This window comes from Halobacillus sp. Marseille-P3879 (assembly GCF_900240285.1).
In the GTDB taxonomy this organism is placed as follows: Bacteria; Bacillota; Bacilli; order Bacillales; family Halobacillaceae; genus Halobacillus_A.
Genome location: NZ_OESS01000001.1, coordinates 1328410 through 1341770, shown reverse-complemented (window position 1 = coordinate 1341770; position 13361 = coordinate 1328410). Strand labels below are relative to the sequence as shown.

At 40.8% G+C, this 13361-nt stretch carries 13 protein-coding genes; 3 read left to right on the top strand and 10 right to left on the bottom strand.

Annotated elements, in window-relative coordinates; all coding sequences use genetic code 11:
• Nucleotides 1-66 precede the first annotated feature (66 nt).
• The 5 genes from C1A12_RS06555 to C1A12_RS06535 form a co-directional block, all read right to left on the bottom strand.
• Entirely contained in the window at nucleotides 67-738 is a 672-nt protein-coding gene (locus C1A12_RS06555; protein WP_101843025.1) for a ComF family protein, read from the bottom strand.
• The gene (locus C1A12_RS06550) at nucleotides 735-2129 is read right to left on the bottom strand and encodes a DEAD/DEAH box helicase (protein WP_101843024.1); all 1395 of its coding nucleotides are present in this window, start codon (nucleotides 2127-2129) and stop codon (nucleotides 735-737) included. Before C1A12_RS06550 ends, C1A12_RS06555 begins: the two co-directional genes overlap by 4 nt.
• Nucleotides 2130-2196: 67 nt before the next feature.
• Nucleotides 2197-3042 (bottom strand): DegV family protein, encoded by an 846-nt coding sequence (locus C1A12_RS06545; protein WP_101843023.1) that lies wholly within the window; start codon nucleotides 3040-3042, stop codon nucleotides 2197-2199.
• Between the two features lie 213 nt (nucleotides 3043-3255).
• Entirely contained in the window at nucleotides 3256-3930 is a 675-nt protein-coding gene (locus C1A12_RS06540; protein ID WP_101843022.1) for a response regulator transcription factor, read from the bottom strand.
• A 159-nt stretch (nucleotides 3931-4089) separates the two neighbouring features.
• Complete coding sequence (locus C1A12_RS06535) at nucleotides 4090-5220, bottom strand: sensor histidine kinase (RefSeq protein WP_101843021.1); 1131 nt, start codon at nucleotides 5218-5220, stop codon at nucleotides 4090-4092.
• Between the two features lie 153 nt (nucleotides 5221-5373).
• Between C1A12_RS06535 and C1A12_RS06530 the strand changes: the two genes are divergently transcribed.
• The 3 genes from C1A12_RS06530 (at nucleotide 5374) to C1A12_RS06520 (ending at nucleotide 8714) form a co-directional block, all read left to right on the top strand.
• Complete coding sequence (locus C1A12_RS06530) at nucleotides 5374-6012, top strand: YigZ family protein (RefSeq protein ID WP_101843020.1); 639 nt, start codon at nucleotides 5374-5376, stop codon at nucleotides 6010-6012.
• 37 nt (nucleotides 6013-6049) lie between these two features.
• Complete coding sequence (locus C1A12_RS06525; RefSeq protein WP_101843019.1) at nucleotides 6050-7093, top strand: LCP family protein; 1044 nt, start codon at nucleotides 6050-6052, stop codon at nucleotides 7091-7093.
• Nucleotides 7094-7253: 160 nt separating this feature from the next.
• Nucleotides 7254-8714, top strand: coding sequence for an APC family permease (locus C1A12_RS06520; RefSeq protein WP_101843018.1), 1461 nt, complete (start codon nucleotides 7254-7256; stop codon nucleotides 8712-8714).
• Nucleotides 8715-8936: 222 nt separating this feature from the next.
• Here C1A12_RS06520 and C1A12_RS06515 read toward each other — a convergent pair whose 3' ends face one another.
• The 5 genes from C1A12_RS06515 to C1A12_RS06495 form a co-directional block, all read right to left on the bottom strand.
• Nucleotides 8937-10196, bottom strand: coding sequence for a hypothetical protein (locus tag C1A12_RS06515; RefSeq protein ID WP_101843017.1), 1260 nt, complete (start codon nucleotides 10194-10196; stop codon nucleotides 8937-8939).
• A 125-nt stretch (nucleotides 10197-10321) separates the two neighbouring features.
• Nucleotides 10322-10528: a YkvS family protein gene (locus C1A12_RS06510; RefSeq protein WP_200816554.1), complete on the bottom strand. Its 207-nt coding sequence runs from the start codon at nucleotides 10526-10528 to the stop codon at nucleotides 10322-10324.
• A gap of 204 nt (nucleotides 10529-10732) precedes the next feature.
• The gene (locus tag C1A12_RS06505) at nucleotides 10733-11434 is read right to left on the bottom strand and encodes a CpsD/CapB family tyrosine-protein kinase (RefSeq protein WP_101843016.1); all 702 of its coding nucleotides are present in this window, start codon (nucleotides 11432-11434) and stop codon (nucleotides 10733-10735) included.
• Nucleotides 11424-12182 carry a YveK family protein gene (locus tag C1A12_RS06500; RefSeq protein ID WP_101843015.1) on the bottom strand — a complete coding sequence of 253 codons (759 nt, stop codon included), beginning with the start codon at nucleotides 12180-12182 and terminating at the stop codon, nucleotides 11424-11426. Before C1A12_RS06500 ends, C1A12_RS06505 begins: the two co-directional genes overlap by 11 nt.
• 132 nt (nucleotides 12183-12314) lie before the next feature.
• Nucleotides 12315-13361, bottom strand: coding sequence for a glycosyltransferase family 4 protein (locus tag C1A12_RS06495; protein ID WP_101843014.1), 1047 nt, complete (start codon nucleotides 13359-13361; stop codon nucleotides 12315-12317).

Sequence of the window (13361 nt, the reverse complement as noted above, 5' to 3'; positions counted from 1 at the left end):
TATATAATCCTCCAATAAATCTCTTTTTCTATTATATCGGCAAACCTCACAAAATCAAAAGAGCTCCTAACGAAAAAGTGTAAAGGAATAGACAGCCGGACACCCCGCCTCCCGAAGCAGATGAGCCAGATGCCTCACCGTCATCCCAGTCGTATAAATATCATCCACCAGCACCACCGGCCGCTCCGTTCTGCCAATCAGCTCAAAAGGATTCTCTCCACTTATCCGATCCCTGCGCCCCTTCTTGGACTGTTTCTCACTTCCTTTTCTTTTTAAAAAGCGTTCAGGAGACGCACCGAGCTGCGTAATCAGCGCTTCAGATTGATTAAACCCCCGCTCCCTTAAACGCTCCTTACTTAAGGGAATCGCGACAAGGTCAGCTTCCATCCCATTAAAGTGGTTTTTATACTTCGTCTGGACAGCTTCAGTAAAAGCCTCAATGAGCGTAAAGTCCCCTCTGTATTTCCAGCGTGCGACCAGCTCCTTAGCAAAGTCATTATAAGTGCATACCGATATATTTTTTGTAAGTACACTCTGATAGTCGGACTGTTCCCAACGTTCACAGTCGAAACATAGTTGAGTGCCCTCACTCCGCCCACACCGGGGGCAGCCAGGGTCATCGATGAATTCTAGTTTTTCACAGCAGACCTGACAAACCTTTTCTTCTTTTTGCGGTGATAAAAAGTTAGTCCAGTTCACGCTTGGTAAAATAGACGCAAAACAAATCACGCATCTCATAGCTTTTTTGCCTTCCGATTCATTTTTTCAATAGCTGTCTGCGCTTCCAGCATCGCATCGGTTTTTCCAATATGAAAAAAGATGACTTCTCCTGTAGGGTCCTCAGGACTTCTGCCAGCTCTTCCGGCAATTTGTACGAGGGCTGCCTCATCAAACACATGGTGACCTGCATCAATGACAAATACATCAACGGAAGGAAACGTCACACCACGTTCAAGGATTGTCGTTGTAACAAGAACCTCAAGCTCTCTCTTTCGAAAGCTTTCTATTTTATCCGCCCGTTCTGGATCTTCAGCATGAACGGAGTCTATTGAATAATCGGATGATAACAATCGGGCGATTTTTTCTGCGTAGGAAATGGTAGAGGCAAATAATAATAGCTGCCGCCTGCCTTTTTGCTGAATGGAAATCGAGTTGAGGACAGACTTAGGAAGAGAAGCTTTAGATAATTGGGAACGCAGCGTTGGGGTAAGTTTGAGTTTGGGCACAGGTAAAGGATGACCATGAAAGCGGGAAGGTATAAAGACGGCGGGAAGCTGCTTATTTTTGATGCGACGCTTTTCTTTTTTCCGCGGAGTGGCTGTTAAGTAAATTTTTGCCGCCTCCACCTTTGCAGCCCGAGCTGCTGCCCATTTTAGGGAATTATCATTATGAAAGGGAAAGGCGTCAATTTCATCAATAATCATGACATCGAAAGCTCCAGCGTATCGGTACAATTGATGGGTGGTAGAGAGGAGCAGCTGAGCAGATCCCATTTTATCTTCACTGTCTCCATACAGGGCTTCGATTTCAACATCAGGAAACGCAGACCGAAGTCGCGGCACCAGTTCCCGAACCACGTCTGTACGTGGGGTAGCCAGGCAGATCCTCATTCCTTGCTTAAGGGCATGAGTTAAACCTGGAAACAGCATTTCTGTCTTCCCGGCGCCGCAAACTGCCCAGACAAGCAGTTCCTCCCGCTTATGAATAGAACTGATAATACGGTCTGCAGCTGCTTGCTGGCCTGGTGTTAGATCCCCCTTCCAACGGCAAGGTGAGGCATGCTTCTTAAAGGATGCAAGAGGACTGAATAAATAGAGAGGTTCACATTCCGTAACTCGTCCCATCATAATACAGTTGCGGCAGAAACAACATTCTTTCTGACAGACAGAGTGGGGAAAACAACAGAGAAAATAAGACTGACGAACGCCGCAGCGTTGACATTGCCGACCTGTGATGGAAGAAACGATTTGGACGAGCAAATTTTTTCTTAATTGAGTAAGTTCACTCTCTTTTAACGTAATTTCACTGCGAGTTAACAGTTTGCCTGCTAAATGCTGGTGGGGAGAATCTTCTGAGAAGGGGGAAAAATAAGGGGAAAACGAAGAAGAAGGTTTTCGGAAAAGTTTCATCCAATCATCACCTGCTTTTTAATGAAATTATGCACCTGCCTGAGTCTCACAAACAGGTGCTGCAATATTAGGATTTGCGGTACCAGCCCAGCCCCATAGCACCTTCACCCAGATGGGTTCCAATTACAGGACCAAAATAGCTGACCGTCACTTCCACATTCGGAAACTGAGATTCAATCTCTTGTTTGATCTGATCAGCATCCTCTCTTCTATTGGCATGAATAACACTTGCTTTATACTGTCCTTCTTGAGTTACCGAATCCTCAAACAAAGTAAGAATCCGTTTTAGTGCCTTTTTGCGCGTACGTATCTTTTCGAATGGAACAATCTTTGTATCTACGAAATGAAGCACAGGTTTAACCTGTAGAAGACTGCCCACAAAAGCCTGAGCTCCGTTCAGCCGGCCTCCCCGCTGAAGATGGGATAAATCATCTGCCATAAAGTAAGCGTTCATCGACTGCTTCATCTCATCCAGCCTTGCTATAATTTGTTCAGGCAGTGCACCATTTGCTGCAAGCTCGGAAGCTTCCAGCACATAAAAGCCCTGCATAAGACAACTCATTTCTGAATCAAACACATGGACGTCAATCTCCTCAACCATTTCTCCGGCTGTTACCATACCTTGATACGTCCCGCTGATGCCGCTTGAAAGGTGAATCGCAACTACAGCGTCATAATCCTTAGCCAGTTCCTCCAGCTTTTCAGTCATTAGTCCGATCGATGGCTGGGAAGTTTTAGGAAGCTCTTCGTTTTCCTTTACCATATCGTAGAAGTCGTCAGTAGTAATGTCGATTTCCTCCTGATATGATTCTTCTCCAAACACTACATTAAGAGGAACCATGTGAATCTGCTTCGATTGGCGTGTCTTTTTAGGAATATAGGCTGTACTATCAGTAAGTACTGCTGTTTTCATAGATCAAGCTCCTTATTATATCATTTACCCACTATATGTATGTCCCTGATTTAGTATTTATTTTACATCAACGTCTTTCGAATTGCACCTGCTGTTTCACAATGATGGCAATTCTCACATTCGCCACTGTAATTGTTACTCTTTAATAGTTTTTCTTAAATACAAAAAAATCCCTCTGACTAGATAAGTAGTCAGAGAGAATTGATTATCATCTTATATTACTTCCACCCAGCCGTTTTTGATAGCAGTGACTACAGCTTGAGTACGGTCATTGACGTTCATTTTCTGTAAAATATTACTTACGTGGTTTTTTACGGTCTTCTCACTAATAAACAATGCCTCAGCCACTCCACGATTGCTTTGTCCATCCGCAAGCAGCTGCAGAACTTCACACTCACGACGAGTAAGCAGGTGAAGCGGCTTGCGATATTCAATCGTGCGGAATGCCTCGTTGGAATTCGTGTCTGATAAACGGCGGTATTCCGCTACTAGGTTGTGAGTCACTTTTGGATGAAGATAAGACCCTCCGTTACCGACTACTTTAATGGCTTCTATAAGCGCGTCAGAATCCATTTCTTTTAGAAGATAACCTTGAGCCCCGGTTTTTAAAGCATGAGTGACATAGTTTTCATCATCATGGATGGAGAGAATTATCACCTTGATGTGAGAGTAACGCTGAGTAATTTCAGCCGTAGCTTCCACTCCATTTTTACTAGGCATATTGATATCCATTAAAACGATATCCGGGTTATGTTTTTCAATTAAATCTAAAGCAACAGAGCCATCGTCTCCCTCTGCCACAACTTCAAAGCTGGATTCGAAGTCTAAGATACGTTTTACACCTTCGCGAAATAGTTTGTGATCATCAATCAAAACGATACTGGTCATTTTTTGAGCCTACCTCCTAAATTTTTCATCATTCGATTGTTTGTATGTCTCGAATGAATCATCTGTTATGTCTCTTTATCTCTAACTTTAGTCGATCGACCCTAATCCTAATTCCTATTATAAACGATTCATGCCTTTTTACATAGTTTTTCTCTATTTTTATTCATTTAATGGCAATTCAATTGTGACGATGGTCCCTTGACCTGGAGAGGATTGGATATGTAATTCTCCATTTACCATATCGACTCGCTCCCGCATTCCCATCAATCCGAATGATTTATCTTTCTTTACTTCCGGATCGAAACCTTTTCCATCATCTTTAATGACAATCCTCGTCTTCTCATTTCTAAGTTCAACCTTAACATCAATCGAATCTGCCTCCGCGTGCTTCACAGCGTTTTGAACGGCTTCTTGAATTAATCTGAAGATCGCCACTTCATACTTGCTTTCCAGCCTCCGCTCCCTTCCCAGGGAAGTGAAGTTAATTTGGAGTTTGTTGTACTCTTCAATCGTTGCTAAATACTTTTTTAACGTAGGGATTAAACCTAAATCATCCAAAGCCATAGGTCGAAGGTCGTAAATAATACGTCTTACATCATATAGTGCAGAACGTACAAGTTTTCTTACATTGCGCATTTCAACCAGGGCTTCTTCCGCCCCCCGTTCATCAAAGATCCGTTCAACCAAATCAGAGCGAAGCATGACGTTGGCAAGCGACTGAGCAGGTCCATCATGAATCTCTCGGGACAACCGCCTGCGTTCTTCTTCCTGAGCCTCAATAATCTGCAATCCAAACTCTTGTTTTTCTTTTGCTGATTGAAGCGTTTGTGTCACATTCTTAAAGTCTTCCGTTAAGTAATTGAGCACGACAGAGATTTTACCACTCAGGGCCTCGGCCCGTTCAATCGTTGCATCCAAATTGCGTAGTCTCATCTCAATTTCATCGCGCCGTTCCCGAAGTTGTTTCTCTTTCTCTCTCGTCATAGACAGGTCCATCTGTAATCCATGAGTCTGTTCATATACTTTACGGATATCTTCTTCGGAATATTGTCTGAATTGCTTGCTGACTTGTGATAGACGAAGTCTCGAGGAGCGAACCTTTCTTTCTATTTCATCTCCTTTATCGATCAGCCCCACCACTTGATGTTTAATAGATTCGAGCTCTTGATGTAACTTATCATACTCTCCCCGGGAGTCCTCGCCAATCTGGAAAATTTCATCCTTACTGTTCGTTACTGTTGACACCATATCTTTAATAATGTCGTCGAGTTCTTTATTCCCAGATTTCATAGCAGTCTCCTCCATGTTCACGATAATCATTCGTCGGACCCATGTCTATTTATGGGGGTGATTTGTCGAACACTTATGTTATAAAAATCGAACATTAATTTGCCCCATTTGCACTACCCATTATATAATAAAAATTTAGGAGGTTAAATGTCGATGCTAGAATGTTATACAACTGTAAAATATCAAGGAACCCATGAAATAAATATACAAAAATCCCGATTTATCGGGTATGTCCAAAGATGTGAGACTGAAGAAGAAGCTCAGGAATTTATCCAGTCCATCAAGCGGAAGCATCCTGATGCCACCCATAACTGCTCAGCTTATATGATCGGAGAACATAACCTAATCCAAAAAGCGAACGATGATGGGGAGCCGAGCGGGACAGCAGGAATACCTATGCTTGAAGTGCTGAAAAGAATGGATATAAAAGATACGGCTGTCGTAGTCACCAGGTATTTTGGAGGCATTAAGCTGGGAGGAGGCGGGTTAATCCGCGCTTACTCAAGCGCTGCTTCTGAAGCTATAAAAGCAACAGGGATTATAATAAGAGAATTGGTGCAGGAAGTTACAGTAAGTGCTGATTATTCACTTCTTGGAAAGCTCGAAAATGAGCTCAGAAATTCTAAATATTCCATTAAAAAGGTTCATTACTTAGAAAAAGTGGAAATAGAAGTATATGTGAAGAAAAACGAAGTTGAAGAGTTTGATAACTTGGTAACAAATCTAACGAATGGACAATCCTCAATCACATACGGGGACTACGAGTATATGGAATCACCCGCTGATAAATAAAAGATATAAAGAGACCTATATTAAGGAGAATACACGGATGAAAAGGAAGAAGTTAAAAATTGCCTTATGGATGACTGCCTTTTTAGTACTATTAACGATTGGGGCAACTGCTGGTTATGCTGCTTTTTTAACAGATAAGGCAAAGGACACAGCCAACTCTTCCCATGAATCATTGGAACGTGGAGAAAAATCTGATAAAAGAGAGCAAGCAGTTACTCCTGATTTGAATTCTACTTCTGTACTTTTTATTGGGGTCGATGATAGTAAAACGAGGGAAAATCAAGAAAACGGGAACCAAAGAAGTTTATCTGATGCCCTTGTACTGGCTACTTTTAATAACGATGATAAGTCCGTTAAGCTTGTAAGTATTCCACGAGACTCTTATACGTACATTCCGGAAGTGGGCTATAAAGACAAAATCACCCATGCCCATGCTTTTGGAGGAACAGATGCTACAATTGCGACCGTGGAAAACTTATTGAACGTACCCGTTGATTATTATGTACGGCTGAATTTTAATTCTTTCGTGGACGTAGTTGATGCGATTAACGGAGTCGAATTCAATGTTCCTTTTGATTTAGAAGAACAAAACAGTAAAGATACCCAGAATGCTGTTAAATTGGAAGAAGGCCGACAAGTGGTAGATGGTGAAGAAGCCCTGGCTCTCGTAAGGTCCAGACAGTATGACAGTGACCTTGCCCGCGGTGAGCGCCAAATGGAAATGATTGAGGCTATTGTAGACAAGACTGCATCAGTCGGCTCAATTAACAACTATGGCAACATTATTGATTCGATTGGCAATAACATGAAAACGAATTTAACTTTTGATCAAATGACCTCTTACAAAGATTACGTTATAAACGAAAACGGGCTGAATTTTGATGAGATGCAGCTGGATGGTGAAGGAGGCTATATGAACGATGGGGTTTGGTATTTCCAAATTGATGAAACCAGTCTAACGGAGATCCAAAGTTCACTTCGAGCCCACTTAGATCTCGAGCAGCAAGCAGATCCAAGTTCTTTTGCAGGACAAAAACAGGAGAAATCTGAATCGGAACGTGCCGAAGAAAATCGATATTAATAATATTTCCGGGGAAATATCTAAAAACCGCTCTTTTATGAGCGGTTTTTTTCATTTGAATAGTTTTTTCATCTATACGAAGGATGATGTTTGTGCATGTGCGGAATAATAAGTAGAATGAGTTTTGCATGTCATTTTTGTAGGAGGCTATATTGAAATTATGGCAGAACTTGAAAGAAAACAACTTAAGAAATCCCTGAAACCTCATTGGGTCTGGGCAATTGCGTTTGGCTCTGCAATTGGCTGGGGGGCTTTCGTATTACCCACTGACTGGATAGGAGATGCTGGTCCTTTAGGTGTAATAATTGGTATTCTACTTGGCGCTGTACTTATGATGGTAATCGGCGTAAGCTACGGATATTTAATAAAAAAATTCCCTGTAACAGGAGGCGAATTTTCCTATGCCTATATAGGATTCGGAAGAAAATGGGCCTTTGTAGCAGGATGGTTTTTAACGCTCGGGTACATATGTATCGTTGCTTTAAATGCTTCAGCTCTTGCATTGCTGGCTAAGTTTTTATTCCCGCAATTTGCCGCAGCAGGAACCTTGTATAATATAGCGGGTTACGACGTTTCTATTGTCCAGATTCTGATTGCCAGTTTGGCTCTAGTTGTTTTTGCACTGTTAAATATCAGAGGGGCCAGCTTTTCTGGTAAAACTCAATTTGTATTCAGCATTATTTTGATTTTAGGTATTCTGATGCTTGCTGCAGGTGCCATTACAGCAGAGGGACCAAGTTTGACAAACCTCACACCTGCTTTCGAACCTTCAAAACCTGCTATCGCATCGATCCTGACCATCTTAGCTGTAGCACCATTTGCTTATGTAGGGTTTGATAATATTCCTCAAGCAGCCGAAGAGTTTAAGTTTGAATCAAAGAAGGCTTTTGGATTGATTATTTGGTCACTTATTGCAGCTGGCCTTGCGTATTCGTTTATGATTACAATTACCGCGAGCACCCTGCCCTGGCAGGAATTAATCACCCAAATTAATGAGCAGAATTCGGTCTGGGGTACGGGGGATGCCATTGAAAGTTATATGGGCCGGATCGGAGTTTTCATTATTGCGGCAGCCATATGTATGGGTATTTTTACTGGTTTAAACGGTTTTTACCTGTCAGCAAGCCGGTTAACTTTTGCCATGGGGCGGGCGCGTATTCTGCCCAATGCGTTTAGATCCTTACACAGAAAATATCAAACGCCTTACGTAGGTATTCTTTTTACTATGGGTGTCTGCTTAATCGCCCCCTGGTTTGGACGTGAAGCGCTGCTATGGGTAGTAGATATGTCATCTACCGGCGTAGCTATTGCCTATTTTTTCTGTACAGCCACGGCTTATAAGGTTTTTAAATGGTCGGAGAAAAGCAAATCAACAAACCAGGCAAGTATTGCAGCACCTGGTAAAAAGTTTTTAGCATTACTTGGAATGATAAGCTCCCTTGTATTTCTCGCCTTATTATTAGTTCCTGGATCGCCTGCTGCTTTAGGAAGAGAGTCCCTAATTGCTCTGGGAGTATGGGTTCTATTAGGTGTTTTATTTTACCTGTTTAATTCAAGGCGATACAACAAGCTTTCAGAAGAGGAATTAAACTACTTGATTTTAGGAAAAGAAAAAATTTAAGAATTATGGACAAAACTAAATAACACATAAAATAATCCGAACGATTTTATTGAAATCAGTTCGGATTATTAATGTGCCAAGAAAGGTTTTTACCAACTGGCACTCAAAACTGCGGGTCGTGTGGTCCCACCGGTGTTTTTAAGTATACTAATGCTCTGTGGCTAAAATTTATTGCTCGTTTTTTAGACATCCTTGTTTTACTTATGTCCCGGCTTTCTTTTTTTAATCGTATTCCTTTACATCTAATTCATCTGTTTCAAACATAGCCATTGGAGTTCCTGAGGAAATGACCCAGCGCCTGTCCTCCTGGTCATAAGACAATTCATATTCCCAGGAGTAGGTAGACTCACTACTCAACACGTCTTCAGCGTCATCCCCATTTAAATAATAACCTGTGTCCAATAGGAAAGAAACGATGATCGATGAAGTAAATAGCTCATTTTCTTCATGATGCCTAAACTCAATACTTCCATCGTCGTAAGTGATGTTTTTTATTTCTCCGAAAAAGCTCTTCCCTGAGTCCTCCATCTCTTCGATACTTTGTTCAGTATCCTCAATGTAGGAATCATTTTTCATCACGGTAAAGGCGGTGACATCTTTTGTTTCGTATGCCTTAATGTATTCTTGAATGTGCTGCTCCACTGCCTGCTTGATATCATCATCAAGAGTTTCTCTTAAATCTGCTTCCGCAGCCTCTGGCGATAGTTCGTCAAACTCTAGTGCCACAGGCTCTTCTCTAGATTCATATGTATTTACTGACATCATTTGGTCATATTGTTCCCCATTTACTTCTACTTCACCTTTAACAACATGCTCTCCAGGTGTTACCCCCTGTACTTCATAAACCCCTTCCGTCATTTCACCCACCTTATCTCCGTCAATGTATAGACTGACATTTTCCTGTGAGGTTTCAATGTTAAGGTGTTCAGGTTCAAGGGTGAGCTTATAGTGATTAAATAGAACCAATCTGTCTCCCACGTTAGTTACGTGCAGAAGCTGATCTTTTTCTTCATCCGCTCCTTCTGCAGATGCCCTTAGATAAGCAATGGTTGAAGCAAACCGATCCGTATGCTCATTAAAATATTGAATCATATCGGCAGCCTGGGATTTATTGAAATCACTGTCTGCATGGTTAAAGGTCACAAGCTGGGCGAGACGGTCAGCTTCCTCATTTTTCACAGCTCTTTCAAATTCCTGCACTGTATGATTTGCCGAAGTAATTTTCGTTAAATAAAACCAGCCTGTTACACCAAAACCTAAAAATAATAGCAAGGTAACCAAAGACGCAAAGATTTTTTTCCAGTTTCTTTTCTTATACGATTTCTGTACTTCCTGATATTCTTCATAGAAATTGCTCGCCTCAAGCCATTCACTGCTTTTTGCAAAATCAGCCGGCTGTTTGATATCCTGTTTCGGCTGACAATTATCACAATATGGTTGTGGGTCATTAGTAGACTTACCACACTTTTGGCAATCTCCCATCAGAATTTTCCCCCTTTTTCCACAAAACTACTTCTATTCTATCATAATTCTTAAAAAGAAGAGCTTCCCATTTTGAGAAGCTCATGCTTTTTCCTATAATTTTATGTGTTTTATGAGGGGAAAAATTACGACAATATGCGATAATTCTCATGTGCTACAACCGTGCGGTCATATTCAAAGTCAATTTCATCTAAGTTATCCATAATCGTCAAGTCTACAATAACAGATCTTTGACACTGGCTCGGGATAACTTTTCCTTTAAACATTGTTTCATTTCTCTTAAATTCTATAATATTTCCTGGGCTCGCTACCTTTGTATCTGGTGTAAACACAATAATGACCCCTTTCAACATTTGCAATTTAAAATATAGGATAATGGAAATTAATACATATGGCAAGTAATTTCATATTAATACGGGTGAAAATTTTGATTATTCACTTAAAAATCTATTTATGAACTCTTTATTTTCTAATTTATATTTATTCACTTATCAAGCATTTTAAAACAAAAAAAACAGAGCAAATTCTGCTCTGTCTTATCCATTCCCATAATAATAATAGTAATTGCTGTTTTTCTTTTCCCTATCATTTAAAACTACGCCCAGCAAGTTAGCTCTAGATTGTTCAAGCAACTCTTTAGCACGTTCGGCAGCAGAGAATTCCGTCTGGCCGCTTCTTATGACCAACATTACACCATCTACATCGCTTGCCAGCACCTGGGAATCAGATACCGCTAAAACAGGCGGTGTATCAAAAATAACAAGGTCAAAGTTTTGTCTGGCTTCCATCATTAATTTGTGCATTGCTTTAGAGCCTAATAATTCTGATGGATTAGGGGGGATCGGACCACTTGTCAAAACCTCTAAATTGTCAACAGCAGTGGCCTGCACAATCTCTTTTAAACCTTCGCGGCCGACAAGGAAGTTACTTAAACCTCTAGTATTACTTAGTCGGAAAGTATGGTGTACAGTCGGCTTTCTTAAATCAGCATCTACTAGTAACACTCGTTTCCCCTGTTGAGCAAAGACAGCCGCCATATTGGCCGAAGTCATAGACTTACCTTCAGAGGGACCTGAAGAAGTAATTAAAAGAGATTGTAAGTCATGGTCAACAGAAGCAAATTGTAAATTAGCTCTAATTGTACGGTATTGCTCAGCAATCGGTGACTTTGGGTTATCGTTTGCAATAATTTTCCTTGCTTTTAAAGCTATTTGTTTCTTCCTTGATTTACGTACCAACTGACTCACCTCTTACTTTCGATGCACGGCTTGGCTGGCTGTTCATTGTTTCTGGTCCTAAATCTTCTTCAGAAACAGTTGAAATTACCCCCATTAATGGAACGCCCAGTGTTTTCTCAACATCCTGTTCGGTTTTAATGGTATTATCCAGGTATTCAAGTAAGAAGGCTAAACCTACGCCTACCATTAAGCCCACTACTATGGCAATAGCAATATTTAGTAACGGTTTAGGACTGACAGGTGACGCATCCACCCGTTCTACTGCCGGAGATAAGATATTAACATTATCTACATTCATAAGCTCCGGAATCTCTGCCTGGAAAGTTTCTACCGTACCATTAGCAATTTCTACTGCCATCGGATGGCTTTCGTCGGTCACTGTTACTGTAACCACTTGAGACTCTTCAGCACTTGAAACTTCAATCTTATTGCTTAACTCTTCAGCAGACATTTGAAGATTCATAGTTTCAATAACTTCATCTAGTATTGCCGGACTTTTAATAATGACGTTATATGTACTAATTAATTCTACGTTCGTGCGAATATCGTTCACGTCATAAGGTGTGTCCTGCTCCATACTCTCTGATTGATTAACGATAAATTCAGATGATGCTTCGTATGTAGGCGTTAGGATAAAGAATGTTACAATTGCACTAATAATCGCAGCGCCAGCTGTCACTGCGAGAATCATCCATAATCTCTTTTTTAAAACTTCAAAAATCTCTTTTAGAGAAATTGTTTCCTCCATGAATGTACCTCCAACTATGTAAAATATTCAAAAAGATATCCACATTATATCATAATCTGTTTTATTTTGTAGGAACAAACCAAAAATTTCCCTAAAAAAATACAAAGAGCGAGAATGTACGACATTGGATTCTCACTCCTTACTGCGGGATAACCCCACTCTATTCAATATAGGACGGTATTTCTCACCAGCCACCTGAGAGACTTCTATCATGATTTCTGTACTGAAGATAAGAATAGTGGCAACGACTAGAGAATTAATAAGTGTTGCCTGCGAAAACAGAACTGCCGCCAGACTAAACAGTGCGCTTAATGTGTAGATTATGATTACAGTTTGTGGATGGGTACACCCGAGCTTTAACAAGTTGTGGTGTAAATGAGAAAAGTCCGGCTTCATAATGGGTTGATTTTGCAACACACGCCTTATAATTGTAATCAGCGTATCTGATATGGGAACACCCAAAATCAAAATTGGTATTACGAAAGAGAACAGGGTTACGTTTTTAAATCCCAGTAAAGCGAGGACACTTATCATAAACCCTAAGAACATCGCTCCAGTATCTCCCATAAAGATCTTTGCCGGATAAAAATTAAATACTAAGAACCCTAAGGTTGCCCCTAACACAATAATGCCGGTAAATACTACGAACCCATTCCCCATCATGACGGCCATACTGGTGATAGTCAACAAAGCAATAGAAGAAATACCGGCTGCAAGTCCATCCAGACCGTCTACCAGATTAATCGCATTGGTAACCCCAATAATCCACATCAATGTGATTGGGATACTTAATACACCAAATTCAAATGGACCGCCGAATGGAAGGTTAACGAATTCTATTTTGACTCCACTTAAAATAACAACCAATGCAGCTGTAACTTGTCCGGATAGTTTGTATATGGGTGCTAAACTAATAATGTCATCCAGTACTCCGGTGATTGCAATAATAATACCGCCTACCAGCAGGGGATAGACATTAGAGCTGTAAGGGGTAAAAATAAGCATTCCTGACAAAACGCTTATAAAAATAGCCAGTCCACCTAACCGCGGCATTTGTTTCGTATGAACCTTCCTTATATCCGGGGTATCCAAAGCATTAATATAAACGGCTAATTTAATAATTATTGGTGTGATCGCAACAGTAATAATAAAACAGAAAAGAAACGCTTGAAGTTCCAC

Bases quoted from the DNA above. Each gene is read 5' to 3' on its own strand.
- C1A12_RS06545 (WP_101843023.1), bottom strand. From the start codon at position 3,042: ATGAAAACAGCAGTACTTACTGATAGTACAGCCTATATTCCTAAAAAG.
- C1A12_RS06525 (WP_101843019.1), top strand. From the start codon at position 6,050: ATGAAAAGGAAGAAGTTAAAAATTGCCTTATGGATGACTGCCTTTTTA.
- C1A12_RS06535 (WP_101843021.1), bottom strand. From the start codon at position 5,220: ATGAAATCTGGGAATAAAGAACTCGACGACATTATTAAAGATATGGTG.
- C1A12_RS06520 (WP_101843018.1), top strand. From the start codon at position 7,254: ATGGCAGAACTTGAAAGAAAACAACTTAAGAAATCCCTGAAACCTCAT.
- C1A12_RS06540 (WP_101843022.1), bottom strand. From the start codon at position 3,930: ATGACCAGTATCGTTTTGATTGATGATCACAAACTATTTCGCGAAGGT.
- C1A12_RS06515 (WP_101843017.1), bottom strand. From the start codon at position 10,196: ATGGGAGATTGCCAAAAGTGTGGTAAGTCTACTAATGACCCACAACCA.
- C1A12_RS06500 (WP_101843015.1), bottom strand. From the start codon at position 12,182: ATGGAGGAAACAATTTCTCTAAAAGAGATTTTTGAAGTTTTAAAAAAG.
- C1A12_RS06555 (WP_101843025.1), bottom strand. From the start codon at position 738: ATGAGATGCGTGATTTGTTTTGCGTCTATTTTACCAAGCGTGAACTGG.
- C1A12_RS06550 (WP_101843024.1), bottom strand. From the start codon at position 2,129: ATGAAACTTTTCCGAAAACCTTCTTCTTCGTTTTCCCCTTATTTTTCC.
- C1A12_RS06530 (WP_101843020.1), top strand. From the start codon at position 5,374: ATGCTAGAATGTTATACAACTGTAAAATATCAAGGAACCCATGAAATA.